Annotated in this window: 18 protein-coding genes; 7 read left to right on the plus strand and 11 right to left on the minus strand. The window is 62.8% G+C overall.

The genetic code is table 11. From position 1 onward, the window contains the following. Positions 1-46: 46 nt before the first annotated feature. Together metH and ACWGTI_RS17145 are read right to left on the minus strand one after the other, a co-directional pair. Positions 47-3,856 carry a methionine synthase gene (metH, locus tag ACWGTI_RS17140; protein ID WP_454588204.1) on the minus strand — a complete coding sequence of 1,270 codons (3,810 nt, stop codon included), beginning with the start codon at positions 3,854-3,856 and terminating at the stop codon, positions 47-49. A gap of 158 nt (positions 3,857-4,014) precedes the next feature. Continuing rightward, positions 4,015-5,115, minus strand: a complete 1,101-nt coding sequence (locus ACWGTI_RS17145; RefSeq protein WP_454588205.1) for a KamA family radical SAM protein — start codon at positions 5,113-5,115, stop codon at positions 4,015-4,017. A gap of 379 nt (positions 5,116-5,494) precedes the next feature. On the opposite strand from ACWGTI_RS17145, the gene ACWGTI_RS17150 reads away from it, so the two are divergent. Next, positions 5,495-7,141 (plus strand): acyl-CoA synthetase, encoded by a 1,647-nt coding sequence (locus tag ACWGTI_RS17150; RefSeq protein WP_454588206.1) that lies wholly within the window; start codon positions 5,495-5,497, stop codon positions 7,139-7,141. A 95-nt stretch (positions 7,142-7,236) separates the two neighbouring features. Here the strand turns inward: ACWGTI_RS17150 and ACWGTI_RS17155 are convergent, their stop codons facing one another. From ACWGTI_RS17155 to ACWGTI_RS17165, 3 genes are all read right to left on the minus strand, one after another. After that, positions 7,237-8,151: an ankyrin repeat domain-containing protein gene (locus tag ACWGTI_RS17155; protein WP_454588207.1), complete on the minus strand. Its 915-nt coding sequence runs from the start codon at positions 8,149-8,151 to the stop codon at positions 7,237-7,239. A gap of 337 nt (positions 8,152-8,488) precedes the next feature. Then, the gene (locus ACWGTI_RS17160) at positions 8,489-10,921 is read right to left on the minus strand and encodes a putative bifunctional diguanylate cyclase/phosphodiesterase (RefSeq protein ID WP_454588208.1); all 2,433 of its coding nucleotides are present in this window, start codon (positions 10,919-10,921) and stop codon (positions 8,489-8,491) included. A 138-nt stretch (positions 10,922-11,059) separates the two neighbouring features. Further along, positions 11,060-11,341: a hypothetical protein gene (locus ACWGTI_RS17165; protein ID WP_454588209.1), complete on the minus strand. Its 282-nt coding sequence runs from the start codon at positions 11,339-11,341 to the stop codon at positions 11,060-11,062. A gap of 404 nt (positions 11,342-11,745) precedes the next feature. On the opposite strand from ACWGTI_RS17165, the gene ACWGTI_RS17170 reads away from it, so the two are divergent. The 3 genes from ACWGTI_RS17170 to ACWGTI_RS17180 all read left to right on the plus strand — a co-directional run bounded on the left by ACWGTI_RS17170 (position 11,746) and on the right by ACWGTI_RS17180 (position 17,653). Next, positions 11,746-12,639 (plus strand): hypothetical protein, encoded by an 894-nt coding sequence (locus ACWGTI_RS17170; RefSeq protein ID WP_454588210.1) that lies wholly within the window; start codon positions 11,746-11,748, stop codon positions 12,637-12,639. A 419-nt stretch (positions 12,640-13,058) separates the two neighbouring features. After that, positions 13,059-15,680 (plus strand): bifunctional diguanylate cyclase/phosphodiesterase, encoded by a 2,622-nt coding sequence (locus tag ACWGTI_RS17175; RefSeq protein WP_454588404.1) that lies wholly within the window; start codon positions 13,059-13,061, stop codon positions 15,678-15,680. 449 nt (positions 15,681-16,129) lie between these two features. Continuing rightward, positions 16,130-17,653 (plus strand): winged helix-turn-helix domain-containing tetratricopeptide repeat protein, encoded by a 1,524-nt coding sequence (locus ACWGTI_RS17180; RefSeq protein ID WP_454588211.1) that lies wholly within the window; start codon positions 16,130-16,132, stop codon positions 17,651-17,653. A gap of 124 nt (positions 17,654-17,777) precedes the next feature. Here ACWGTI_RS17180 and ACWGTI_RS17185 read toward each other — a convergent pair whose 3' ends face one another. After that, positions 17,778-19,400, minus strand: a complete 1,623-nt coding sequence (locus ACWGTI_RS17185; RefSeq protein WP_454588212.1) for an ABC-F family ATP-binding cassette domain-containing protein — start codon at positions 19,398-19,400, stop codon at positions 17,778-17,780. Positions 19,401-19,628: 228 nt separating this feature from the next. Here ACWGTI_RS17185 and ACWGTI_RS17190 point away from each other — a divergent pair, with 228 nt between their 5' ends. Next, complete coding sequence (locus ACWGTI_RS17190) at positions 19,629-19,943, plus strand: EthD family reductase (protein WP_454588213.1); 315 nt, start codon at positions 19,629-19,631, stop codon at positions 19,941-19,943. Between the two features lie 44 nt (positions 19,944-19,987). Here ACWGTI_RS17190 and ACWGTI_RS17195 read toward each other — a convergent pair whose 3' ends face one another. The 3 genes from ACWGTI_RS17195 to ACWGTI_RS17205 form a co-directional block, all read right to left on the minus strand. Then, on the minus strand, positions 19,988-20,731 hold the full coding sequence (locus ACWGTI_RS17195) for a 2OG-Fe(II) oxygenase (RefSeq protein ID WP_454588214.1): 744 nt from the start codon (positions 20,729-20,731) through the stop codon (positions 19,988-19,990). 262 nt (positions 20,732-20,993) lie between these two features. Then, positions 20,994-21,518 (minus strand): hypothetical protein, encoded by a 525-nt coding sequence (locus tag ACWGTI_RS17200; protein WP_454588215.1) that lies wholly within the window; start codon positions 21,516-21,518, stop codon positions 20,994-20,996. 37 nt (positions 21,519-21,555) lie between these two features. Then, positions 21,556-21,978, minus strand: coding sequence for an OsmC family protein (locus tag ACWGTI_RS17205; protein WP_454588216.1), 423 nt, complete (start codon positions 21,976-21,978; stop codon positions 21,556-21,558). Between the two features lie 173 nt (positions 21,979-22,151). Between ACWGTI_RS17205 and ACWGTI_RS17210 the strand changes: the two genes are divergently transcribed. Beyond that, a complete protein-coding gene (locus ACWGTI_RS17210; RefSeq protein WP_454588405.1) occupies positions 22,152-22,820 on the plus strand; it encodes a phytochelatin synthase family protein in 669 nt (222 codons plus the stop codon). A gap of 34 nt (positions 22,821-22,854) precedes the next feature. Here ACWGTI_RS17210 and ACWGTI_RS17215 read toward each other — a convergent pair whose 3' ends face one another. Beyond that, entirely contained in the window at positions 22,855-24,345 is a 1,491-nt protein-coding gene (locus tag ACWGTI_RS17215) for an AMP-binding protein (RefSeq protein WP_454588217.1), read from the minus strand. A gap of 33 nt (positions 24,346-24,378) precedes the next feature. Beyond that, complete coding sequence (locus tag ACWGTI_RS17220; RefSeq protein WP_454588218.1) at positions 24,379-25,194, minus strand: p-hydroxycinnamoyl CoA hydratase/lyase; 816 nt, start codon at positions 25,192-25,194, stop codon at positions 24,379-24,381. A gap of 148 nt (positions 25,195-25,342) precedes the next feature. On the opposite strand from ACWGTI_RS17220, the gene ACWGTI_RS17225 reads away from it, so the two are divergent. After that, positions 25,343-25,819, plus strand: a complete 477-nt coding sequence (locus ACWGTI_RS17225; protein ID WP_454588219.1) for a MarR family winged helix-turn-helix transcriptional regulator — start codon at positions 25,343-25,345, stop codon at positions 25,817-25,819. The last annotated feature ends 45 nt before the right edge of the window (positions 25,820-25,864 follow it).

A 25,864-nucleotide genomic window follows, 5' to 3' on the forward strand; every position in this document is an offset into this window, starting at 1 on the left:
GGAATTTTCCCAATTTGGGAAAATGGTCGACCGAAGAGCGGGGTGCCTACTCCGCCGCCTCGGCATAGTGCTGCGGCACATAATTGAGGATCGGGCCGAGCCATCGCTCGACTTCGGCCAGCGGCATGGCCTTGCGGCGCGCGTAGTCCTCGACCTGGTCGCGTTCGACCTTGGCGACGCCGAAATAATAGCTTTCGGGATGGGCGAGATAGATGCCGGACACCGAGGAGCCCGGCCACATCGCATAGCTTTCGGTCAGGCTGACGCCGGCATTGCGCTCGCCGTCGAGCAGCCTGAACAAAGTCGCCTTTTCGGTATGGTCGGGCTGCGCGGGATATCCGGGCGCCGGGCGGATGCCGCGATAAGGCTCGCCGATCAGTTCGTCCGGCGCCAGATTTTCGTCGGCGGCATAGCCCCAGAATTCCTTGCGCACCTTTTCGTGCATGCGCTCGGCAAAGGCTTCGGCGAAGCGGTCGGCCAGCGCCTTGACCATGATCGAGGAATAGTCGTCATTGGCGCGCTCGAAGCGCTCGGCGATCGCCACCTCCTCGATCCCGGCGGTGACGATGAAGCCGCCGATGTAATCGGCCTTGCCGCTGTCGGCCGGCGCGATGAAATCCGACAGCGCGACATTGGCCTTGCCGTCGCGCTTGGTCAGCTGCTGGCGCAGCATGAAGAAGGTCGCCAGCTCCTGTGAACGCCCCTCGTCCGTGAACAGCCTGATGTCGTCGCCGACGGCGTTGGCCGGCCAGAAGCCGATGACGCCACGCGGCGCGAACCATTTTTCCGCGATGATTTTCTCCAGCATCGCCTGCGCATCCTCGAACAGCTGGCGCGCGGCGGGTCCCTGCGCTTCGTCCTCGAGGATCTTGGGGTAGCGGCCCTTCAGCTCCCAGGTCTGGAAGAAAGGCGTCCAGTCGATGTAGCGCGAGAGCTCCGTCAGATCCCAGTTGGCGAACACTTTAACGCCGGTGAAGGACGGCTCCGGCGGCTGGTAGGCAGACCAGTCGATCTTGTGCGCATTGGCCCTCGCCTTGGCGAGCGGCAGCCGCTGCTTGTCTGCTTCCGAGCGGGCATGCGCGTCGGCGACCCTCTTGTACTCGGCCCGCACGGTGTCGACATAGTCGGCCTTGCCGTCGTTGGACAACAGCGCCGAGACCACGCCGACCGCCCGGCTGGCGTCGGTGACGTAGACAGTCTGCCCCTTGGCGTAGCGTGGATGGATCTTCACCGCCGTGTGCACGCGGCTGGTCGTCGCGCCGCCGATCAGGAGCGGGATGTCGAAGCCCTCGCGCTCCATCTCGGCGGCCATGTGCACCATCTCGTCGAGCGACGGCGTGATCAGGCCGGACAGGCCGATGATGTCGACTTGTTTGTCGCGCGCCGTCTGCAGGATTTTGGCCGCCGGCACCATGACGCCTAGATCGATGATCTCGTAATTGTTGCAGGCAAGCACGACGCCGACGATGTTCTTGCCGATGTCGTGGACATCGCCCTTCACCGTCGCCATCAGGATTTTGCCTGCCGTCTGGCGCTCGCCATTGTCGATGCCGTTGGCGGCGTTGGCCAGTTTCTCGGCCTCCATATGCGGCAGCAGCCCGGCCACCGCCTGTTTCATGACACGCGCAGACTTCACCACTTGCGGCAGGAACATTTTTCCCGCCCCGAACAGGTCGCCGACGACATTCATGCCGGCCATCAGCGGACCTTCGATGACATGCAGCGGCCGCTCGGCCGCCAGGCGCGCTTCCTCGGTGTCGGCGTCGATGAATTCGGTGATGCCGTTGACCAGCGCATGCGAAATCCGCTGTTCGACCGGCAGCTCGCGCCAGGCGAGATCGCGCTCCTTGCCTTCCTTGCCGGCCGTGCCCTTGAAGCGTTCGGCGATCTCCAGCATGCGCTCGGTGGCGGTGCCGCCGGCCTTGGGCGCGCGGTTGAGCACGACATCCTCGCAGGCTTCGCGCAGCTCCGGCTCGATCATGTCGTAGACGGCCAATTGGCCGGCATTGACGATGCCCATATCCATCCCGCGCTGGATGGCATGGTAGAGGAACACCGCGTGCATGGCCTCGCGCACCGGCTCGTTGCCGCGGAACGAGAAGGACAGGTTCGACACGCCGCCCGAAATATGGACATGCGGCAGTGTCGAGGTGATCTCGCCGGTGGCCTCGATGAAGTCGACGCCGTAATTGTCGTGCTCCTCGATGCCGGTGGCGACGGCGAAGACATTGGGGTCGAAGATGATGTCCTCGGCCGGAAAGCCTGCCTGTTCGGTGAGCAGCGTGTAGGCGCGGGTGCAGATCTCGACCTTGCGCGCCTTGGTGTCGGCCTGGCCGGCTTCATCAAAAGCCATCACGACCACGGCTGCGCCATAGGCCCGCACGAGCCTGGCATGGTGCAGGAAGGCTTCCTCGCCTTCCTTCATCGAGATGGAGTTGACCAGCGGCTTGCCCTGCACGCATTTCAGCCCGGCCTCGATGATCTCCCATTTCGAGGAGTCGACCATGACGGGCACCCGGGCGATATCCGGCTCGGCGGCGATCAGGTTGAGATACTCGACCATCGCCTTCTTCGAATCGATCAGGCCCTCGTCCATGTTGATGTCGATGATCTGGGCGCCATTGGCGACCTGATCGCGCGCCACGTCGAGCGCCGGGACATAGTCGCCCGCCGTGATCAGTTTTCGGAACTTGGCCGATCCCGTGACATTGGTGCGCTCGCCGACGTTGACGAAGGGAATCTCGTCGGTCAGCGTGAACGGCTCCAGCCCGGACAGGCGCATCTTGCGCTCGATCTCGGGAATGGCGCGCGGCGGATATTTTTTGACCGCTTCGGCAATCGCCCGGATGTGGTCCGGCGTCGAGCCGCAGCAGCCGCCGACGACATTGACCAGCCCTTCCCGCGCGAAATCCTCGATCTGCGCGGCCATGAAGTCCGGGCTCTCGTCATAGCGGCCGAATTCGTTGGGCAGGCCAGCATTCGGATAAGCGCAGACGAAGGTGTCTGCGGCACCCGATATTTCGGCCAGATGCGCGCGCATGGCGTTGGCGCCGAGTGCGCAGTTGAGGCCGATGGTGAACGGGCTGGCATGGCGCACCGAATGCCAGAAGGCGGTCGGCGTCTGGCCCGACAGCGTGCGGCCGGAGAGATCGGTGATGGTGCCCGAAATCATCACCGGCAGGCGAACCTCTTTCTCGATGAAAATCTCGTTGCAGGCGAAGATCGCCGCCTTGGCGTTCAGCGTGTCGAAAATGGTCTCGATCAGGATGATGTCGGCGCCGCCGTCGATCAGGCCGCGCAGCTGCTCGCCATAGGCCAGGCGCAAATCGTCGAAGGTCACGGCACGGTAGCCGGGATTGTTGACGTCGGGCGACATCGAGGCGGTGCGGTTGGTCGGCCCGAGCGCACCGGCTACGAAGCGGCGCTTGCCGTCCTCTTGCTCGGCGCGAATGGCGGCGCGGCGCACCAGCCGCGCACCGTCGCGGTTCAGCGCATAGACGGCATCCTCCATGGCGTAGTCGGCCTGCGCGATCGACGTCGAGGAAAAGGTGTTGGTCTCAAGAATGTCAGCGCCGGCAATGGCGTATTGGTAGTGGATCTCCTCGATCGCCGTCGGCTGCGTGAGGATCAAGAGGTCGTTGTTGCCTTGCTGGTGACAGGCGCAGCCGGCGAAGGCCTCGCCGCGGAAATGCTCCTCGTCAAAACCCAGGCCCTGGATCTGCGTGCCCATGGCGCCGTCGAGGATCAGAATGCGCTCGCGCGCTGCCGCAGTGAGCGCCGCAAGCACTTCCGAACCGTCGGGCTTGGCCGCGACGGGGCCGAACAATGCGTCCAGCGATGCAGAATTCTGCGACATTTCTTATCCTTGAGACGACAACCATCACATAAGGATATCTTTATGTCAATATACGAGATGCAGGCGAACGTGTCGTGTCAAAAGCTAGGTGCAGTCAATCATCACGATCCACACCATGGCAGGCAGCGATCATTGGCGGAACCGGTGCCGCGCCGTGCCTATCCCACTACGTCCCGATATAGTCTCACCTCGCCATCCTGGCCGCGAATGCGCCAGTTGTCCCCTTCCCGCGCCTCGATGGAGCACGGGCCAAGCGGCACCTTGCCGCCGCCTTCCGGCAGGTCCAGCACATAGACGGGATTGCAGATGCCCGACAGGCGGGCGCGCAGAGCGCCGGCCAGCGCCTGCCCCTCGGCAATGGTGGTGCGCCGATGCGCCATGCCGCGCGCGAGGTCACCGTGGTGCAGGTAATAGGGCTTGATGCCGAGCCGGTACATCAACTCTCGGCAGAGTTCCTCCAGCACTTCCACCGTGTCGTTGACGCCCTTGAGCAGGACGCTCTGGTTGAGCAGCACGAAGCCTGCCTGGCGCAGGATGCGACAGGCCATCTCGGTGGCCGGCGTGATCTCGCGCGCGTGGTTGAAATGGGTGACCACTGTGACCATCAATCGACCCTGCAAGGCGCCAACCAGCCCCGGCGTAATCCGCGCGGGCAGTACGACAGGTACGCGCGTGTGGATGCGCAGCAACCGCACATGGGCGATCGTCTCGATGCGGGCGCGGATTTCGGCCAGCGCCTTGTCCGGCAAGGACAGCGGATCGCCGCCGGTCAGGATCACTTCGCGGATTTCGGTGTGGGCTTCGATATAGGCAAAGGCCTCTTCCAGAGCCTCTCGCGTGTACCCGCGGCCGATCGACGTCAGGGATTCCTTGCGGAAACAGAAACGGCAATAGACCGCGCACTGATAGGTCGGGAACAACAGCACCCGGTCGGCATGGCGATGCGTCAATCGCGGCACCGGGCTGAAGGCATGGTCGGCGATCGGATCGTCGAGCTCGCCTTCCGTTTCCACCAGCTCATCCGGCGATGGAATGACCTGCGCGCGGATCGGATCGGCGGGATCGTTCCAGTCGATCAGGTCGAGATAGGTTTTTGGGGCACGCACCTTGTGCCGCGCGGCCGCCTCGTGCGCCGCCGCCCGCTCGGCGGGTGACAGCGGCAGCGAGGCGAGATCGCGGACATGGCGGACGCCGGCGCGGACATCGTCCTGCCAGGCGGTGTCGCCATTGGCGGCTTTGAGATTGGGGTCTGTGTTCATCGGGGTCTCGGGGCAGCAATTTGGGCGGAGCTATCGACCGGATGACGGAGTTGGTCAACCTGTTGCCGCCGACCTTTTGTCCGTAGAGTTCCCGCCCACCCCCCTCTGGCCTGCCGGCCATCTCCCCCGCAAGGGGGGAGATCGGATTTCGTCTAGGCTTTCGCCAATCACCATCGTCGCAAGAAAAGCGCCACGAGCAAAACTGCCAATCTCCCCCCTTGCGGGGGAGATGTCCGGCAGGACAGAGGGGGGTGCGACGGAACGCCAAGCCTGGCCTCTTCCCTCGACTTTCGCCGCAATCGACCAACGCAACGATTTCGGGCAATCTGGCACATAAGGCGTTCCAAGGGGAGATGGGCGCTGCTTAGGGAGGACTGCCATGAGCAAGATGCCGCGCTACGAGGATGCCGTTCAGCGCTTTCGCATCGAGGACGAGATCGCCCGGTTGCATGGCAACCCTACAACCGGCATCAATGCCTATGTCGAATGCTGCGGCCGCTACACCGGTGAAAACCGGGTGGCGCTGCGCGCGATCTCGGCCAGCGGCGAATTGCGCGAATTCAGCTTCGACGAGCTCGCCGACATGTCGGGTCGCGCCGCCAATGTGCTCAAGGCCGCCGGCGTCGGTGCCGGCGATGTCGTCGCCGGCATGCTGCCGCGCATCCCCGAATTGGTGGCGGTCATCCTCGGCACATGGCGCATGGGCGCGGTCTACCAGCCGTTGTTCACCGCCTTCGGCCCGAAGGCCATCGAGCACCGTCTTGGCTACAGCGGCGCCAAGATCGTGGTCACCAACCCGGCCAATCGCGGCAAGCTCGACGAGGTCGAGACACCTGCGCAAATCGCGACCATTCTTGGCCTCGGCGAGGCGCCGCCGGAAGGCCACATGGATTTTCGCGCCGCGCTTGCCGCCGCCTCGCCCGACTGCGAACCGGTGATGCGCAAGGGCGACGACCTGTTCATGATGATGTCGACCTCCGGCACCACAGGCCTGCCCAAGGGCGTGCCGGTGCCGCTCCGCGCCCTGCTGGCCTTCGGCGCCTATATGCGCGAGGCGATCGGCTTGCTGCCCGACGACATTTTCTGGAACATCGCCGATCCCGGCTGGGCCTATGGCCTCTACTACGCCATCACCGGGCCCTTGCAGCTCGGCATCGCCACCACCTTCTATGAAGGCGCTTTCAACGCCAAAAGCACCTACGACATCATCGAGCGACTCGGCGTCACCAGCCTTGCCGGCTCGCCCACCGCCTATCGCCTGCTGATGGCGGAAGGCGCGGAAGCCGCGGCCCGTGTCAAAGGCAGATTGCGCGTGGTGAGCAGCGCCGGCGAACCACTCAATCCGGAAGTGATCCGCTGGTTCGACGCCAATCTCGCCGCCCCGATCCACGATCATTACGGCCAGACCGAAAACGGCATGATGGTCAACAACCATCATGGGCTCGCCCATCCCGTGCGCGCGGGCTCGGCCGGCTTCGCCATGCCCGGCTACCGCATGGTGGTGCTGGACGAGGCCGGCAACGAGCTCGGTCCCAACCAGCCCGGCATCCTCGCCGTCGACATCGCGAAGTCGCCTCTGCGCTGGTTCGACGGCTATCACCAGGCGCAGACGCCGGCGATATCAGGCGGCTACTACCGCACCGGCGATACGGTGGAGTACGAGCCGGACGGCTCGGTCTCCTTCATTGGCAGGGCCGACGACGTCATCACCTCGGCCGGCTACCGCATCGGCCCATTCGACGTCGAAAGCGCTCTGATCGAGCATCCGGCGGTCAACGAAGCGGCCGTCGTCGGCGTGCCCGATCCGCAGCGCACCGAGATCGTCAAGGCCTTCGTGGTGCTGGCGCCGGCTTACCAGGGCGGCGATGCACTTGCGGAAGAGCTGGCGCAGCATGTGAAGAAGCGCCTCTCAGCGCACGCTTACCCGCGCGAGGTAGAGTTCGTGACGGAATTGCCGAAGACGCCGAGCGGCAAGATCCAGCGGTTTTTGCTAAGGAAGGCTGAGGTGGAGAAGCGGAAGGGGTGAAGGGGCGGTCGGCCTGACCGGTTGGGACCATGGATCGAAGAGAATACGTTGGCTCGCCGGCAGCGACCAGGAGCGGACGCCGCGCGCTAGGCAGCTCAGGGCAGCGGAACCGGCGAGTCGGCAAGCGTTCGCAGATAGGCGATCACGCTCAGCCGGTCAGCTTCATCGGGTGCGCCGCGAACGTCCATGTTCACGCCCGGCGTCGTGAGAGTAGGACCGGCGAGAAAAATGTTGAGATCCTCGTACGTCCACGAACCCTCCCAGGCCAAGAGGGTTTGGGAGTAGCCGTCGAACTTTGTCGATGCCTTGTCGCGTCCGACAACGTTCCACAAGTTCGGCCCCTTGGTGGGTACATCCTGTGCACGCACGACATGACAGAAAGAGCAGTTGGAAGCAAAGAACGCCGCGCCCTTTGCCGGGTCACCGTTTGCCAGCTTTGCGGAAATCGGCTCGGGCTTCAGAATGACGACCCCATGAGCCTGCAGGTAGGCGGCGATGTCGGCATGGCCGTCGTGCTTTGCAAGGTGGTAGGGCGTAATAATGCCCGGTAGACGGGCGGGGTCACCCTGGATCCAGATGGCGTTCACGTCTGCGCCGGCTTCAACGAGCACCTTGACGCAATCGAGACAGCCGTTCGCGACCGCGAAGTGCAACATGGGCTCGCCGCCTCTCGCTTTGGCATTGGGGTCAGCACCATGTGACAACAACAGTTGCATGAGGTCGGCGTAACCCTTCAGGACAGCAACGGTGATCGGCAGACCGAGCGCCGACTCCTTGCTCACACCGGCGCCGCGCTTGATCAGCAGTTCCGCCGCCTCGGGATGGTGGCTTCGAACTGCCAAGAAGAGAGGAGTAGCTCCCTTGTCCTGCTCCTCGATGGCCGCCCCTGCATCGAGGGCCGCTGCGATGGCGGCCAGGTCCCCGTTCTTGGCCGCCTCGTGAAGCGGACCGCCTTGGGCGGTCGTGAGAGCAGCCAAATAGATAAGCACGCTTCCAATCAGTTCACGCATCTGGCTCTCCCTGGGCCGACACGGTGATTGAGAAGCGTATACCCGATCAACTCCCTCGACCAGTCCGGAGCGTCGGCGCGTCGCGCTCGCCATGAACGCAGATCAGACAACCATGAGCGTGGACCCCACGCGTCCAGGATCGCGCTCCTGAAATGGGGCTTGAACCCATGAGCGGATCGCGGATCGCCGAACTGCCCCCAACCTGTGGCAATCCTGGTCCGGCGATGGGCCGTGTGAAGGCGGCGGTGGAGAGAACTAGAACCCGCACTGCGCCATGCGCCGATATTGATTGCCGATTCGTCTCGTTGCCGATGGGAGCTTCGCAGGGCGAATGCCCTCACGCAGTCAGTTTCTTCTCATTGAAAAGCGCGGAAACCTCGGCCTGCGGCACTGCGCGGCCGAAGAACCAGCCCTGGACATCGGTGCAGCCATTTTCCTTGACCAGCTGATACTGGGCTTCGGTCTCCACGCCTTCAGCCGTCGTGGTCATGCCGAGCGTGGCACCAAGTTCGGCGACCGCCTTCACGATCGCCCTGCTTTCGCTGCTCTCGCACATCAGGCTGACAAAACTGCGGTCGATCTTTATCCGGTCGAAGGGGAAGGAGCGCAGATAGCTCAGGGACGAATAGCCGGTTCCGAAATCATCCATGGCAATCGTGATACCGAGGTCGCGCAGGCTGTGCAGCGTCTGGATGGTATTTTCGTTGTGCGCCAGCAGAACCGATTCGGTAATCTCGAGTTCGAGGCGCGACGCCAAAAGGCCCGATACGTCGAGTGCCGAGGCAACCAGCAGCGGCAGTCCTTGCTGCTTGAACTGCGCAGGCGAGAGATTGACCGCGACCTTTATGTTGGCCGGCCACTTCGCGGCATCGCTGCAGGCCTGGCGCAGGATCCATTCTCCCAGACGGTCGATTACCCCCGTGTCCTCCGCCAGCTGGATGAAATCGGCCGGCGGCAACAGGCCGCGCACGGGATGGTTCCACCGGACCAGTGCCTCGAACCCGGTGAGCATGGACGTCCTGGCATCGTGGAGCGGTTGATAGTGAAGGACGAATTGCCCATTCGGTACGGCCTGTGCCAGTTCGGCTTCGAATTGGCGACGCTCCTGCAGCCTTGCGTCCATGCCGGGTTCAAACGACCTGCAGGTGCCGCGACCCTCCATCTTGGCCTTGTAGAGGGCAAGATCGGCGTTGCGGATCAGCACTTCCGAATTCCGTCCATCGTCTGGAAAGACAGCGATCCCGACGCTGCAGCCGATGTTGACGATGTGCCCCTGGATGGAGAATTCCTCGGACAAGGCATTGATTATGCGCCCCGCCAGGGCTCCCGCCTGGTCATCCCCGCCGGACAGAAGCTGGATGACGACGAACTCGTCCCCGCCGATGCGGGCAGCCATTGCGGCTTCGCCGGCCTGGTGCCTCAGCCGGTCGGCCACGGCCCGCAGCAGGTCGTCGCCCACCGGGTGTCCCAGCGTGTCGTTGACCGGCTTGAAGCGGTCCAGATCCACGCAGTGCACGGCAAGCTTCTCTCCTTCCAGGAGGTCGCCGAGCGCCTCATCCATCGTTTCGGCCAGCAGTCCACGGTTGGGAAGCCCGGTGAGGATATCATGCGAGGCAAGGTGCTGGATTTGGGCGGTGCGCTCCTCAACCCTGCGCTCCAAGGTCTCGGCGGCGTGGGCCTGCATGATCATGGTGCGGCCGATGGCATACCAGCAAAGCAGCGCCAGCGCGGTAACGACCCCGACGGCGGCATAGCCCGCCAACTCGAATTCCCGAACGGACTGGACATCCGCGTTGCTGGCGAACCTGGCGTTGGGAAAACCTGCCCAGAGGCGCCAGGCGCTTCTGGCGTCGTTGAGCGACAGCGGAATGACCTCGGAGTAAATGAGATTGGAATCCGGGACAGTGAAAGATTGCGAATCGGCCGCCAGCGCCTGCGACATTTTATGCTGGTCGGACTCGAAGCCGTATCCCGAATTGACGATCACATAGTCGTTTCCCGGCAGCAGTTTCCTGAGCGCCGAGGTCAGCATGATCGCGGATACGGACCCGCGAAGCTTTCCGTCCAGCCCGAAAACGGGAATCGACAGAATGAAGCCGGACCGGTCGGCATCGTTGCCGGTGTGGATGAAGCCGGTGTTGTCGCAAGTTATCAGTTCCTTCGTGCTGATCACCGGAACGTCAAGCCCATCGATGTTGGTCGAGTCGGGATAATTCGCCTTCAGCCAGGCCAGCTGTTTGGCCAATTCATGATATTCATAGGTCTCGACTTCCTCGGGCGGTCGCGTGAGCGCCGACTCATCCAGCTTGCCGCTTCCCTGGTTGGCAGCCGCCGCCGATCTCGCCTTGGCATTAACAATGAGCTGGTCGAACTGCAGGATTGGCTCTTCCAGCTTGCCAGTAACCGGGTCGAAACGATCCGGGTCGAAATCCAGCGGCAGGAAGTAAACCTCGGAAATCGAGACATTGTTGGCCAGGTTGTTATAGATTTGCTGGATCGTTGCACGCCCTTCGTCGCCAAGGTTGGTGCCATGCCGGTCGAGGTTCCTGACGCTCGGCAGGAACGTCAACGTACGGACATTCTCATAGATAGCGTGGAGCGCATCTTCGACTGTCTTAGCGGTAGCTCGCGAAGCGGCACGCGAATTTTCCAGATATCGCTTCTGGGCAAGCTCGAAGTTCCTTTGGCCGTTGACGTGCAGAGCCACCGCCGCCGCAGCGGCCATCAACAGGATCAGGCCGAATCCGAACGTTCGCTTGAAGCCATTCATCTGGTGGTTCCGCCGCCAATCGGCAAACATAATGCTGGCGCGGTTTAGGAACCACTAACAGACCGGCGGCGTATCCGGAGGCTATTTGCGCTCTAGCGCCGGAAGCCGACACGTCGGAGTTAATCGAGACCGATTTGGTCAGTGCGACGCGCCGCCGGACGCGTGCAGGAGCCTCCAGGTCAAGCCGACGCGACCGTCGAACTGGGATGCAAAATATTCGGCAACAACGTCCTCCAGGCCATCATCGACAAGCGCCTCGACGCTTCGTCGCATCAGAGCGAGCTGCATCTGCCTGGCGTGTTCCAGGTCTGCCTCCCGCATGATTGCCGTGACGTGGTAGGCGATAACGGGCAGGCCGAGGCAAGACATCAGCGTGCTCGCTTCTGACGTCACGGCCGTAACTGCTTCTTCGATCTTCATTCTGGCGCTCCTCATCAGCTGTGATGATGGCGCCTCCCCGCGAGACGACGGTGTTCCGCCGCTTATTTCGGCTGTGGCGCACGAGCGAAGATGCGCCGGTAGGACAATTGCGCTCTGGTTCCGTAAGGCAGCTCGCCGCTTCGTTGCCCCGAAATCAATATCCTCCAGAATTGAATTAAAGGCGACCGGATAGTTAAGCGATGGTTAATCGCGGCGCTCGCATCTTAAGCGTTTGCCTATGCGACAGTGGGTAGATCCGCCCCGCGCCAGAACAGGCATTCCTGACGACGCGCCGCGGCGGCGTAATCGACATTGACCGCGACCATGTCGGCTCTCGGTGCGCCCGCCGCCGCACAATCGCCACCAAGCCACGCGATGAGCTCTCGATAAGCGGAGGGTTCATCATGCGGTTGGTCTGGACGTTTCTGTTCGTGCTGGCGACCAGCGCTGCTTTCGCGGCGTCCCCGGAGGATGACTATATCGCTGCGCGCGACAAGGCGATTGCGGCCATTTCGGCGCTGAACGATGCGAATGCTGCAATCGAAACGATCGACGCCGAGAACGAGAAGGCGCTGGCCGACCTGCAACAGCGCCTTTCGGGCATCATCGGTCCGCTGGCGGTCAAGGGTTTTCCGGCAACCGGCACGATCAATATCGAAAGCCTCAGCGACTCCGATATCGGCTCTGGCATGCTCGACGGGCTGCGCTACACCAAAGGCGATGACGGCCCCAGCCTGGTGGCAACGACGCGAGGGCTGCTGGAGCGCTGGCTCCAGGCCAAAGCCGCCGAGACCGACGAGAGTTTCAAACTGCCCGCCGGCATCGATGCGGCGCTGAAGGTCGATGCTTTCTACACCCAGGCGATCAACAGCGACGCGGCTTTTGAGGGAATGCTCGACTTTCCGCTGAAGAAGCCTGAAGGCGCCGACATTGCCTTCGCAAGGCTCGGCGGCTGGACGCAGGACGTCGGACCGATCTACGAGCAGGAGGTCATCGTTACACTCGTCAAAGGCAAGAGCGTCATGATCACAGCAGCGCCGGCGGCGCCTGCCGTCCCGAAGATCGCCGCCTGCGACGCCGTCTGGGCTGCTGCGGATGCCGCCGCGCAGAAATTCCAGGAGGCCTACCAGGCTTCGGACCTCAAGGACGAAAAAGCCTTCGAGTCCTCCAACGCCGCCTGGGACAAAGGCGATAGCGACTATCGCGCCTGCATGGCCCAGCACCTGCCGGGAGACCCGACCTTCCCGGCGCTGCTCTCCCAGGCGCAGGCACTGGCCGATCAGATGGCCGCCAAATAAGTCGCTCGCGGGGGAAATCGGGCACAATCAACGACGCCAGTTCGCAGCCGCTCTCGTTCCGCATCATGGAGGAGCCGGCGCGTAATGCGCTTCCACTTTCCGAACAGATCCGCGCCTGAATGATCGTCCGCCGTCCCGCGTGCAACCCAGGTTACATGGCCACCTCGCAATCTGAATTAACCTTATAAAATCGATGTTTTTGAGCAAAATCGCTCATCAGACTGCGAAAAAAGCATTTGTCTTTTGATTTTTATCGTCTGAAAACCGCTTACTCCCGCTCTTGTGAAGATTTCGGCAACCAAGAAGGGCAATGTTTGGTTTTTCGATTCGCCTCGAAGCTCATATTTAAGCCTTAGCTACTATGGTCGACCAAGGGACAATTGTTCCTGAAAGGTATTCATACCAAATTGGCAGCTGCGATGCTCAATGCCGGCAAGGTGAAACGGGCCATTTTTTCTTCCGCCAACTTGCCGGCGGCGATTGCGTTTGTTGTGCTTCTCGTCTGTGCCTTGGTTGCAGATCAGAGGAATAGGGACGTTTCCGACCAGCTGGCGCGCGCCGATGTCCTAGCCAAGGTCAACATCATACGCGCCAAGCTCGAAGGCAACATAAACGGCAATCTTCAGCTGGTGCAGGGTCTCGTTTCAGCGGTCGTTACCGAGCCCTATATGGGCCAGCAGAGATTTGCGGCGCTCGCGCGCAATTTGTTCGAGCAGAAATCGCAACTGCGCGATATTGCCGGCGCGCCCGACCTCGTCATCACGCTGATATACCCGTTGGAAGGCAATGAGAAAGCCGTCGGGCTGGACTATCGCAAGACCGAGGCGCAACGCATGGCTGCGCTTCGAGCCCGGGACCAGCGCGCGCTGGTGCTCGCCGGGCCGGTCAAACTGGCACAAGGCGGTCGTGGTTTCATCGGCCGTATCCCCGTCTTCGTGCCGACGGAGGGAGGTGGCGACCGGTTTTGGGGGATTGTCTCGGCCGTGATCGATATCGATCGGCTCTACAGCGCGAGCGGACTGACCGACTCTGAGCTCGATATCGATGTGGCGCTCATCGGCAAGGATGCACTGGGGGGCGGTGGCGAACTGTTCTTCGGCGGCGACAATGTAGTGGCCGGCAATCCGGTGACGGCGGAGGTGCAACTGCCTTCAGGCTCGTGGCAAATTTCGGCCATACCGAAGGGCGGCTGGCCGACCGCTCCGAAAAATGAGTGGCTGCTGCGGACGATCATGGCGCTCGCCGGCGCACTGGTGGTGCTGCCGATCCTGGTGGCCGGACGGCTTTTTGGTGAAAGACAGAAAAATTACGCCGAGTTGAGGCGCCTGTCCGGGCGACTGGAGCTGGCATTGGAGGCCTCGGGCATAGGCGTGTGGGAGCACGACCTCGTCAGCAACGAGCTCGTATGGGACGACCGCATCAACGAAATCTATGGCAAGCCCGCCGACGGAAAGACCCGCGGCTATGACGACTGGGCGCTGTCGATCCACCCTGAAGACTTCGAACGAGCCAAACAGGACTTCGATTCAGCTGCCGCGACACGGGGCTTGTACTCCTCGCAGTATCGGCTACTGCGGCCAGATGGCACCATTCGCCATGTGCGCACACGCGCCAGCTTCTTCCAGGACAATAACGGCGCGTCGAAAATGATCGGCGCCGAATGGGACGTAACCGGCGACGTGTTGCTGAACGAGAACCTCCTGCGCGAACGACGCCTTTCAGAATCGAAGAATATCGAACTGAATTTGGCCAAGGCCCGCATCGAGCATGTCGCGCTGCACGATTCGCTGACCGGCCTGCCCAACCGTCGGTATCTGGACGAGATGCTTGCCGAAAACCGTGAGGCCGAGGGCCGCGCAGCATTGCTGCATCTCGACCTTGACCGCTTCAAGCAGATCAACGACACGCTCGGCCACGCGGCGGGCGATGCATTGCTGGTGCATGCTTCCAAAGTCATCAAGGCCAGCGTCGGTCCGGCCGATTTCGTTGCGCGCATCGGCGGCGACGAGTTTTTCGTGCTGAGCCATGGACGCGACGACAAGGAGCTTGCCGCGCTCGCCGACCACATCATCGATGCGATGCGCCAGCCGGTCGACTATCTGGGTCACCAGTGCCGGTTCGGCGTAAGCATCGGCATTGCAGCCAACAGCGGCGTCGATGCCAAGCAGCTACTCGTCAATGCCGATCTCGCGCTGTACCGGGCGAAAGGCCGTGGCCGCAACCGCTACGAATTTTTCAACGAAGAGCTGCAGAGCGAGATCGTGCGGACCAAACAGACCGCCGACGAGATCCTCGGCGGGCTCGAACGGAACGAATTCGTCGTCTACTACCAACCGCAGTTCGACGCCAGCACGCTGGAGATCGTCGGTGTCGAGGCGCTGTCGCGTTGGGATCATCCGCAACGCGGCATTCTGACCCCGGACGCCTACTTCAAGGTGGCTGAAGAACTCAATGTCGTGGCGCTTATCGACCGCACTGTCCTGAAGCAGGCGCTTGATAGTCTCGAGCGCTGGTCGCGCAGCAACCTCAACATCCCGCGCGTGTCGGTCAACGTCTCAGCCAGGCGGCTGGAGGACCGGGACCTGATCAAAGGTTTGCGCAAGCTAGCCATCAAGAAAGGGACCGTATCGTTCGAGCTGGTGGAGTCGATTTTCCTCGATGAAAACGACGAATTGGTCAGCTGGAATATCGAACACATCAAGGAGCTCGGCATCGACATCGAGATCGACGATTTCGGCACCGGGCATGCCTCGATCGTCTCGCTCTTGAAGTTGCGGCCGCGTCGCCTCAAGATCGATCGCCAGTTGGTCACCCCGATCACCAGCTCAACCGCGCAGCGGCAGCTGGTGTCGTCCATCATCGACATCGGCAAGTCGCTCGGTATCGAAGTGATCGCCGAGGGCGTCGAGACGATGGAGCACGCGCAGATCCTGAAAGAGCTTGGCTGCGATATCCTGCAAGGGTTCTTTTTCGGCTACCCGATGGACGCAAAAGCCTTCAAGGCATTCGCCCAATCACGCAAATGGCTGGCGGCGAGCTGACAAACCCTGCTTGACGCAATTGCGGACGGAAGAACCATTTTCTGAATTGGTATAGCTGCGCAGCCCCCGGCGCTTCCAACCCCGTCCGCTTGACATATCGATTGACGGAAGGATTCAGCAGAATTTCAGAAATCTGCCGGTACGCGCCCGTTCCCTGGCTTCATTGTTCTCAACGACGAACCGGAGGAGGTCGACCATGTCACCGAATGAGAACACGCGCCAAGCCGCCCGGCAGGAACTCCTGGAATTTGCATCCAGCGTCATGGCTGGGTCCCCTTGTGCACCCATGCCTGGAACAATGTTCGAAATGCTGGAGATCATGGCCGTGGAGAGGCGCATGACTTCCGGCCAAAGTGAAGGTGGACCAAATTCTCCTGATCCCTTGACGTCCGCCCCGATTGAGACCCCAATCAGGCAGCGTTTGGTCGAGCTGGTCAGATCGGCATTGAATGTCGCGAGAAAACCCAGGGCACGTACCACTGGCACTTGGCAGTTGCGAGCTTGATCTTGCCCGCGGGCTGCTGCTGCGCGACGGGAAACCCGTTGCTCTCCGCTCCAAGGCTTTTGATTTGTTGACCTACCTCAGCAGGAATGCCGGGCGTGTCGCGACCAAGTCGGAACTGATGTCGGCGGTGTGGCCTGATGTCTTCGTGACCGAGGACTCACTGACGCAGGCTGTCAGGGAGTTGCGAAAGGCGCTGAACGACGAAAGCCAAACCATTATCCGCACGGTCGCCAAGCGCGGCTACGTCTTCTCTCCTCCCGACGCGCCAAAGCAGGAGCACTCCGGGCAGCCGCGCGTTGCGGTGCTGCGTTTCAGCAATGAAGGTGCGCCGGAAGACACCCCCTTGGTCGACGGTTTCGCGGAGGACATTGTCAATGCGTTGGCTCGCTTCGGAACGGTCGTCGTGCTGGCGCGCAATTCCGGTTTTGCCTTTGTCTCGGATTCCGCTTCCGATTGGCGTGCCGTTGGCGACAGCCTTGGCGCAACCTATCTGGTCCGCGGCAGGGCGACGACCCGGGCAGACGGCATGCGGGTCACCGTCAGTCTCATGACTGCTTCGACGGGTGGGGTCCTGTGGAGCGATACATTTTCCGCGTCCGGCGGCCAGATCTTCGACATGCAGGAGGAAATCGCCAGCCGTGTGGTGAACCGGCTGGTCGCCCGGCTTGACGACGCGGGTGTCAAGCAGGCAACCCCGAAGCCTCCAGGCAGCCTTGCCGCGTACGAGCTTCTCCTGCGTGGACTGGTCCGGCTGCGCGGCTATGGCGATGATGACAACAAGGCTGCGCGCGATCTCTTCCAGGCTGCGGTCGAAAAGGACCCGGCCTATGCCTTGGCGCATTCCTACATCGCGCTCGCCGACCTCATTATCGCTGGCTATGCCGAGGCACCGCCCGAATTGCTTGATTCACTGGTCGATCGCGCCGAGTGTGCCGTGACGTTGGCGCCGGAAGAGCCGCGCTGCCATCGCGTGCTCGCCCAGGCGTTGATCTGTGCCCGTCATTTCGACGCGGCAGAACATCACCTTCAGCGCGCCCTCGACCTCAATCCCTGTGACGCCGATACGATCACGCAAATGGGGTACCTGCTCTCGATGAGGGGCAGGCCTCTTGAAGCACTCGCGGCAATTGACAGTGCGATACGGATCAACCCGATCCATCCAGATTGGTACCACTATGATCGCGGGATCGCCCTGTACTCAGTTGGAGACTACAAGGCCGCGCTTGTCAGCATGTCCAAGATCCCCTCGAAGACCCCCTGGCGATTGACCAGGCTCGCGGGGTGCCACGCGCAACTCGGCGAACTGCAGGAAGCACAACGCATCATGGCGGAGATCAAGCGGATAGCGCCTGACTTTTCGCCGCTGCAGTTTGCGCAAACCGGGATTGCGTACGAACATGCAAGTGATGTTGAACATCTCATTGCCGGCGTCGCCAAAGCACTTGCCGCGTGTGAGGAGCAACTCTAGGCGGCGCCAGCGGGGCGCCGTTTCGTCCTTGGAAATGCAGCTTCCCGCTGGGCGCGCTGCCCCCCGATCGACAATGAGCGAGGGGAACCAGCGGGGGCGCGACGTCTCGGTGCCGGGCGCGGGGTTACCCCCGCAGCCCCGGAGCTTCCTGCCCGGTGCGCTCGACATATTCGGTATAGCCGCCGCCATAGGTGTGGATGCCATCGGGAGTCAGTTCCAACACGCGGTTGGAGAGTGCGGCCAGGAAATGACGGTCGTGCGAGACGAACAGCATGGTGCCCTCATATTGCGACAGCGCCGTGATCAGCATCTCCTTGGTGGCGATGTCGAGGTGGTTGGTCGGCTCGTCCAGCACCAGAAGATTGGGTGGATCGAACAGCATCAGCGCCATCACCAGCCGAGCCTTCTCGCCGCCTGACAGCACGCGGCATTTCTTCTCGATCTCGTCTCCGGAGAAACCGAAGCAGCCGGCGAGTGCCCTGAGCGGCGCCTGGCCGGCCTGGGGAAACGCGTCTTCCAGCGTCTGGAACACGGTGCGCTCGCCCTCCAGCACCTCCATGGCGTGCTGGGCGAAATAGCCCATTTTCACGCTCGGTCCCCGCGCGACCGTGCCGGCATCGGGGTCGGAGGCGCCAGCGACCAGCTTGAGCAGCGTCGACTTACCGGCGCCGTTGACGCCCATGATGCACCAGCGCTCGCGGCGGCGGACCTGGAAGTCGAGCCCCTCATAGATGCTGCGGCTGCCATACCCCTTATGGACGTTCTTCAGCGTCACGACATCCTCGCCGCAACGCGGCGCCGGCTGGAAATCGAAATTCACGACCTGGCGGCGCTTGGGCGGCTCCACGCGGTCGATCTTGTCGAGCTTCTTCACCCGGCTCTGCACCTGTGCGGCATGCGAAGCGCGCGCCTTGAAGCGTTCGATGAAGGCGATCTCCTTGGCCAGCATCGCCTGCTGGCGCTCGAACTGCGCCTGCTGCTGCTTGTCGGCGATCGCCCGCTGCTGCTGGTAGAATTCGTAATTGCCGGAATAGGCGGTGAGCGAACCGGCGTCGATCTCGACCACCTTGTTGACGATGCGATTCATGAACTCGCGGTCGTGCGAGGTCATCAGCAATGCACCGTCATAACCCTTCAAAAACTGCTCCAGCCAGATCAGGCTTTCCAGATCGAGATGGTTGGACGGCTCGTCGAGCAGCATGACGTCTGGCCGCATCAACAGGATGCGCGCCAACGCAACGCGCATCTTCCAGCCGCCGGAGAGCTTGCCGACATCGCCGTCCATCATGTCCTGCGAGAAGCCAAGGCCGGCGAGCACTTCGCGGGCGCGGCCGTCCAGCGCATAGCCGTCGAGCTCCTCGAAGCGATGCTGCGCCTCGCCGTATTTCTCGATGATCTCGTCCATCCGGTCGGCCTGGTCGGGATCGGCCATGGCCGCCTCGAGTTCCGCCATTTCGGCTGCCACGTCGCTGACCGGCCCGGCGCCGTTCATCACTTCGGCGACCGCGCTATGGCCCGCCATGTCGCCGACATCCTGGCTGAAATAGCCGATGGTGACGCCACGATCGACCTGCACCTGGCCCTCGTCGGGCTGCTCCTGCCCGGTGATCATGCGAAACAGCGTCGTCTTGCCGGCGCCGTTCGGCCCGACAAGGCCGACCTTCTCACCCTTCTGCAAGGCGGCCGAGGCCTCGATGAAGACAAGCTGACGGCCGTTCTGCTTGCCGATATTTTCAAGACGGATCATGGGGCGGTCCGGGAGGCTGATGCGAAATTGAGGGATTTGCCCGGGGCCATACGCGAATGAGGGTCGCGGGGGAAGAGGCACAAGCGCCGCAGATGGTGGCGCGGACCCCGTCACCCGTCACGAAAACAATAATCCAGGGATCGTCGAAATCTGCCCTCGCGAAACGACATTGGCGCGGTGGCCTGCATAGGCCCCCAACCGGCAACACCAACAGACAGGAATACGAAGATGGCCAAGATGCTCGTGATCTACAACACCCCGGCCGATCCTGAGGCTTTCGACCGGCACTATTTAGAGATTCATGTGCCGCTGGCCAAGAAGCTTCCCGGCCTGCGGCGCTACGACATCAGCAGGCGGCCTATCATCAAGCGCTCAGCGGGCGAGATGCCGTATCTGGTGGGGACCCTGTATTTCGACAGCCTCGCCGATATGCAGAGCGCATTTGCTACCGAAATCGGCATCGCCTGCGCCGCTGACCGGCGGATACTCGCCCCAGGGGACGACGACCTGACGATGCTGCTGTTCGACGTCGACGAAGTGTGAGCCTTCACCGGTCTCGGAGTGGAGCCGCGCCGAAGCGGACGACGTTACTTCGCGTCGTGGAAGATGATCCCCACCGTATGCCGGCGGCCCGAACGCAGGCGGCTGACGCCGTGCCTGAGATTGACGCGGTAATTGCCCTTGGTTCCCTGCACTGGGCGGTTGTGCACGGCAAAGATCACCGCGTCGCCTTGGGTCAGCGGCACCACTTCGGCACGGCTTTGCATGCGCGGGCGCTGTTCGGTCAGCACGAATTCGCCGCCGGTGAAATCCTCACCCGGCCGCGACAGCAGGATCGCCACCTGCAAGGGAAAGGCGAGATCGCCATAGAGATCCTGGTGCAGGCAGTTGAAGTCGCCGGGGCCGTACTGGAGCAATAGCGGCGTCGGCCGTGTCTGGCCCTGGTCGCGGCAGCGCTCGACAAACGCCGCGTGGTGTTCGGGATAGCGCAGTGCTGCCCCCATGCGCTCGTTCCAGTCATTGGCGACTGAAGCAAGACGCGGGTAGAGCGCGGTGCGCAAGGCGCCGATCAGGTCGGGCAAAGGGTAGCGGAAATAGCGGTACTCGCCCTTGCCGAAGCCGTGACGGGCCATCACCACATGGCTGCGGAAATGTTGCTCATGCGGATAGAGCGCGGCGATTTCGGCGCATTCCTCGGGTGAGAGCAGCGCCGGCATGACGGCGCAGCCACGGCTGTTCAGCTCGCCGACCAGCGCGCACCAGTCCTGCGCGTCGACGCGCGCTTCGGCCGAACGGGTTGCGCGTTTGGTGTTCAGGGAATGGATGGTCATGGATGCCTCCTTTGCTTGCGGTCAAAGTGGGGCGAACGAGAGGCGCGAACCACCCGATTCCTGCGGAGGCGGTGAAGTGTCACCTTCCCTTCTCCCCCTGTGGGAGAAGGTGGATCGGCGCGCAGCGCCGAGACGGATGAGGGGTGCGCGACGAAACTGGGGCGGTGGCGATTTCAAACGTGCCGCCAAGCTGGAACACCCCTCATCCGACCTCGCTTCGCGAGGCCACCTTCTCCCAAGGGGGAGAAGGACAGGTTGCGCCTCACCGCTTCCGATAAGCCTCCAACTCCGGGTCCAGATCGACCCGCACCGCGTTGGTGAACACGCAGGTCGCCACCATGATGCCGGCGAAGGCGACGAGGTTGACCAGCAGCGTGTCATCGTAACGGGCCTTCAGTGCCGCCCAGATATCGTCGGGAATTGCATCGCTGCCGGCCGCAAGCGCCTTGCCGAATTCGATCAGCAACGCCTCGTCGGCTCCGGGTCCGATCGCTTCCGGATCAAGGCCGCCATCGATCAGCGCGCGGCGGAAGAAGGTGACGGGAATCTCGGCCCGGCAGCCTTGCGAGATCGCCAGCGACAGGAGCCAGATGGCGCGGTCGTCGAGCGTCGGCTTCAGGAGATCGCGCAGCGTGAACCATTCGGCATAGATGCGGTGCGCCGCCGGTGAATGCAGCAATATGCGTTTCATGTTGGTCATACGCCCGCGCAGGCCAAGCTCCCTGTCGTGCTCGACGCGGATGTCTTGCGATGCCGTCGCGTAGTCAATTGGCGGGATCATGGCCATGGGATGCTCCTTGGTTGGCGGTGCTCTGCGACATCCCTCATCCAAGCGTCGTATGCAGATCCGGCGCGCCGCGCAGCGTGTTGGAGACCGTGCAGATCGCCTCGGCGTCCTCGACGATGCGCTGCTTGGTCGCCGCGTCGAGATCGCCCGCAATGTCGAGCCTGATGTTGATCTTTTCGACACGCGAGGGCTCGTCCTTGGCTTTCTCGCCGCTGACCTCGGCGCGTACTTCGCCAAGCTCGGCGGCGACCCCGAGCCGGCTGGCGGCGATGCGGGCGCTCAGCACCATGCACGCGGCAAGCGAGCCATAGAGCAGGTCGAGGGGATTGAAGCCCGCCGCACTGACGCCGGTGACGACATAGACCGCACCGCCGGTCGGTGTGGTGATGGTGGGCAAACCGCCTGGCTGCAGCGTCGCCGTCGCGCCGGTGACGCGTGTCCTGACCTTGAGTTCACTCATATCGGATCCTTTCACTGGCCGCCCGCAATCGGGGCTGCCGCCGTGGCGCGTGCCCTGCCCGCTATATGGTACGCCCGGGGCCAACGCCGCAACATCGACTGAAGTCTCCGATTTCGCTAGACTGTGATGCCTTCCGAATAAGCCCTGATGCTGCACTGTATCGAGGTTCCGCAATGAAGCGTGGTTTGGCTTTCGCTTTGATTGCAGTTGCCGGCGCCGGTCTGCTCGGCGGCGGCGCACTGTTGCTTGTTGGTCAGACCGCGGTTTCGCCGGACGCAATCCAGTCGTCGGTTATCCGCACCCCCGCGCTGATCGACAGCGCCTGGAAGCTGCCGGTGGCCGCCACTTTCAACGCCAGCCTTGACTGGCAAACGAACAGTTCACGGTGCGGTCCGGCCAGTGTCGCAAACACGTTCCGCTCCATCGGCGAGGAGGAGACAAGCGAGGCCGAAGTCCTTGAGGGCACCGGAAAATGCTGGACCGGCTTTTGCATCATCGGGCTGACGCTGGACGAGGTCGCCGAAGTCGCCCGAACGAAGACCGGTCGGAAAGTCTCGGTGTTGCGGAACCTGAGCGCCGACGAATTCCGCGAGCACATGAAGCGCGCCAACGATCCAAACCGCCGCTACATCATCAATTTCACCCGCGAGAAAATCTTTGGCGCCGGCAGTGGCCATTTTTCCCCGATCGGCGGCTATCTTGAGGCCGAGGACATGGTTTTCGTCCTCGACGTAAACGAGCGCTACAAGCCTTGGCTGATCGAGCGCGAACGGCTGTTCTCGGCCATGGACACGATCGACAGCGATGGCGACAGGAAGCGCGGTCTGCTGCTCATCGAGTAGCGCGGTCGGTTTCGGAGCAGGCGCGGTCCCGGCGCTACCGGCCGCGCAAAATGTGTTTCTGGATCTTGCCGGATGCGGTACGCGGCAGCGCGTCGGTGAGCAGGAATTCCTTCGGCACCTTGTAGCGGGCGATGCGGGCTGCACAGTGGGCGGTGAGCGCGGTTGCGTCGAGGACACAGCCCGCCTTCAGCACGATAAAGGCGCGGCCGATCTCGCCCCAGCGCTCGTCGGCGATGCCGATGACGGCCGCTTCGGCAATGTCGGGATGATCGAGCAGCGCCATTTCGATCTCGGCCGGATAGACGTTCTCGCCGCCCGAGATGAACATGTCCTTGCGGCGGTCGACCAGGGTGACGAAACCTTCTTCGTCCCGGCGGGCGATGTCGCCGGTGCGGAACCAGCCGTCTGATGTGAAGGCCTGCGCGGTCTCATTCGGCCGGTTCCAGTAGCCCGGTGTGATGTTGGGACCGCTGAGCCAGATCTCGCCTGCCGCGCCGGCCCCGACGTCCTGGCCATCTTCGTCGACCATGCGCAAGCCAAGCGATGGCGCCGGCAGGCCGGCGGAGCCGGCCTTGCGGGCGATCTGGCCGGCCTCGAGCGGCATGCCGAGCACGGTGCCGGCCTCGGTCATGCCGAAGCCGTCGACCATGCGTACCCCCTGCTCCAGCCACAAGAGGATGTCGGCAGCGGGATTGGGGGCGCCGCCGGTGAAGATGGCGGTGAGCGTTGTCCAGTTTGCCGGCGCGAACGCGGTATCTTCGCGCAGCATTTTGGCCATTTGCGGGACGCAGAAATAGTGGGTGACGCCGAGTTCCGGATCGGCCAGCCGGCGGTTGGTGAGGCCAGCCTCGAAGCCGGACGAGATCAGCACGGTGCCTCCTTGCAGCAAGGGCGGACGCAGGCTGGTGAGGAGGCCGATGACATGGAACATCGGCGCATCGCAGAGGAAGATGCTGGAATTGCCGACCCGACCCAGCACGCCGAAATTGATCGCGGTGGCGAAAGCGTTGGCCTCGGTAACGATCACCCCCTTCGGCCGGCCCGATGTGCCTGAGGTGTAGAGGATGATCGACGGCTGATCGGCCGGCGGCAAAGGCCGGCGCGGCGCCGGCGCCTGCGCTGCCACCGCCGCCGCAAAGTCAGTGACTTCGACCGTCATGCAGCTCGTGGGCGGCGCCGTATCGAACGCGGCATCGTGCAGCAGCAGCGCGGGATCGCAATCGGCGAGGATTGTTTGTTGCTCGGCTCCGGCTAGGCGCCAGTTGACCGGCACGAAGATGGCGCCGAGCCGCATGGCGGCCTGCTGCAGGACCAGGAGATCGGCGCTGTTGCGGGCGACCGTGGCGATGCGTTGCCCCGGCTCGATACCGTAGCCGCTCTCAAGGACGGCGACAGCACGCTGGATGGCTTCATCGAAACTGCCGTAGGTCCAGCGCCGCCCGGAGGCGAGGTCGACGCAAGCGATGCGCTCCGGCTGCGTCGCGGCATGCAAGGCCACGGGATCGGGCGTCGTCCAAGCCGGCATCTCGCATCTCCTCCCCGATCGAATGTCAGTCGGTCACCTTGCCTTGTCGTAGGCGCCGAGGCCGGGCTTGTAGCTCTTCTCGTCGATGAACTGGCGGATGCCTTCCTTGCGGCCGTCATTGTCGTAGGAATTGGCCGCCTCCTGCGCGCGCACCAGATAGTCTTCGGCATTGTCGTAGGTCATCTCGGCAACGCGGCGGACGGCATCCTTGGTCGCCTTCAGCGCGACCGGATTTTTCTTCAGCAAGATGTTCGCCACTTCGGTGACACGTGCCTTGAGGCCTTCGAGCGGCAGGCTCTCATTGACCAGCTTCCAGGCCGCCGCTTTCCTTCCGTCTATCAGCTCGCCGGTCAGCGCATGATACATGGCGTCGCGCATCGACAGCAGGTCGACCACCACCTTGGTGGCGCCGCCGCCGGGCAGGATGCCCCAGTTGATCTCCGACAAAGCAAACCGCGCCTCGTCGGCGGCGAAAGCGAGGTCGCAGGCAAACAGCGGGCCGTAGCCGCCGCCAAAGCACCAGCCATTGACCATGGCAATGGTCGGCTTGCGGTACCAGCGCAGCCGCCGCCACCAGCCATAGGCTTCGGCTTGAGCCTTGCGGACAGCGCCGAGACCCTTGGCTTCGGTCTCGCGAAAATACTCCTTGAGGTCCATGCCGGCCGACCAGGCATTGCCCTCGCCCGACAGCACCAGCACGCCGACATCGTCGCGATATTCCAGCTCGTCGAGCACTTCCATCATGCGCCGGTTGAGCGCCGGGTTCATGCAATTGCGTTTCTCAGGCCGGTTGAAGCGCACCCAGGCGATGCCGTCCTCGATGTCGAAGGCAACGGTCTCTTCGGTCATGGCAATTCTCCTCCGGGCCGCGGTCTCGCATGGCAAGCGACGAGCCGTGCCCCTCGCATTAATCGCTATGCTACATAGCTTTATGATCGCTATGTTGCATAGTCTTTTTTACTTGACAAGGGTTTTGATCGCGGCGATCGATTGCAGCATGAACGAGACGGCAGATCGCACCGCTTCCGGCAAGACGACAGGGGTCGCGCCCGAAGACAGGCTCGATGCGCAGATTGGCTACAATCTGCGCCGCGCTTCGACCCTGGCGCTCAATGATTTCACGGTCGAGCTGGCTGATGCGGCGCTGCGTCCCGTCACCTACGGCATGCTGGCGTTGATCGACGAGCGGCCCGGCATCAGCGCCGCCGAACTCTGCCGTCTGCTCGGCATGAAGAGCGCCAACATGGCGCCGCTGCTTGCCGAACTCGAGGAGCACGGGCTGGTCGAGCGCGACGACCATGCGCAGGACAAGCGCGTGCAAGTGCTCGCTTTGACAGCGGCTGCCAAAGCGGCCATGCCGGCATGGCGCCGGCAGGTGCGCCGGCACGAGAACCGGTTCCTGGAGCGGCTGACGAAAAAAGAGCGCGCTACGCTGCTGCGGCTGCTGCGGCTGATCTGGACTGAGGAAGACTGACTCCGGCAAGCGTCGTCACTGGCCATTGCCGTCTCGCCACCGATC

The organism is Mesorhizobium sp. ArgA1, from assembly GCF_053714375.1.

What these genes read in the sequence shown, in the direction of transcription:
- metH (WP_454588204.1), bottom strand. Translation starts at nt 3,856, where the DNA reads ATGTCGCAGAATTCTGCATCGCTGGACGCATTGTTCGGCCCCGTCGCG.
- ACWGTI_RS17145 (WP_454588205.1), bottom strand. Translation starts at nt 5,115, where the DNA reads ATGAACACAGACCCCAATCTCAAAGCCGCCAATGGCGACACCGCCTGG.
- ACWGTI_RS17150 (WP_454588206.1), top strand. Translation starts at nt 5,495, where the DNA reads ATGAGCAAGATGCCGCGCTACGAGGATGCCGTTCAGCGCTTTCGCATC.
- ACWGTI_RS17155 (WP_454588207.1), bottom strand. Translation starts at nt 8,151, where the DNA reads ATGCGTGAACTGATTGGAAGCGTGCTTATCTATTTGGCTGCTCTCACG.
- ACWGTI_RS17160 (WP_454588208.1), bottom strand. Translation starts at nt 10,921, where the DNA reads ATGAATGGCTTCAAGCGAACGTTCGGATTCGGCCTGATCCTGTTGATG.
- ACWGTI_RS17165 (WP_454588209.1), bottom strand. Translation starts at nt 11,341, where the DNA reads ATGAAGATCGAAGAAGCAGTTACGGCCGTGACGTCAGAAGCGAGCACG.
- ACWGTI_RS17170 (WP_454588210.1), top strand. Translation starts at nt 11,746, where the DNA reads ATGCGGTTGGTCTGGACGTTTCTGTTCGTGCTGGCGACCAGCGCTGCT.
- ACWGTI_RS17175 (WP_454588404.1), top strand. Translation starts at nt 13,059, where the DNA reads ATGCTCAATGCCGGCAAGGTGAAACGGGCCATTTTTTCTTCCGCCAAC.
- ACWGTI_RS17180 (WP_454588211.1), top strand. Translation starts at nt 16,130, where the DNA reads ATGTCGCGAGAAAACCCAGGGCACGTACCACTGGCACTTGGCAGTTGC.
- ACWGTI_RS17185 (WP_454588212.1), bottom strand. Translation starts at nt 19,400, where the DNA reads ATGATCCGTCTTGAAAATATCGGCAAGCAGAACGGCCGTCAGCTTGTC.
- ACWGTI_RS17190 (WP_454588213.1), top strand. Translation starts at nt 19,629, where the DNA reads ATGGCCAAGATGCTCGTGATCTACAACACCCCGGCCGATCCTGAGGCT.
- ACWGTI_RS17195 (WP_454588214.1), bottom strand. Translation starts at nt 20,731, where the DNA reads ATGACCATCCATTCCCTGAACACCAAACGCGCAACCCGTTCGGCCGAA.
- ACWGTI_RS17200 (WP_454588215.1), bottom strand. Translation starts at nt 21,518, where the DNA reads ATGGCCATGATCCCGCCAATTGACTACGCGACGGCATCGCAAGACATC.
- ACWGTI_RS17205 (WP_454588216.1), bottom strand. Translation starts at nt 21,978, where the DNA reads ATGAGTGAACTCAAGGTCAGGACACGCGTCACCGGCGCGACGGCGACG.
- ACWGTI_RS17210 (WP_454588405.1), top strand. Translation starts at nt 22,152, where the DNA reads ATGAAGCGTGGTTTGGCTTTCGCTTTGATTGCAGTTGCCGGCGCCGGT.
- ACWGTI_RS17215 (WP_454588217.1), bottom strand. Translation starts at nt 24,345, where the DNA reads ATGCCGGCTTGGACGACGCCCGATCCCGTGGCCTTGCATGCCGCGACG.
- ACWGTI_RS17220 (WP_454588218.1), bottom strand. Translation starts at nt 25,194, where the DNA reads ATGACCGAAGAGACCGTTGCCTTCGACATCGAGGACGGCATCGCCTGG.
- ACWGTI_RS17225 (WP_454588219.1), top strand. Translation starts at nt 25,343, where the DNA reads ATGAACGAGACGGCAGATCGCACCGCTTCCGGCAAGACGACAGGGGTC.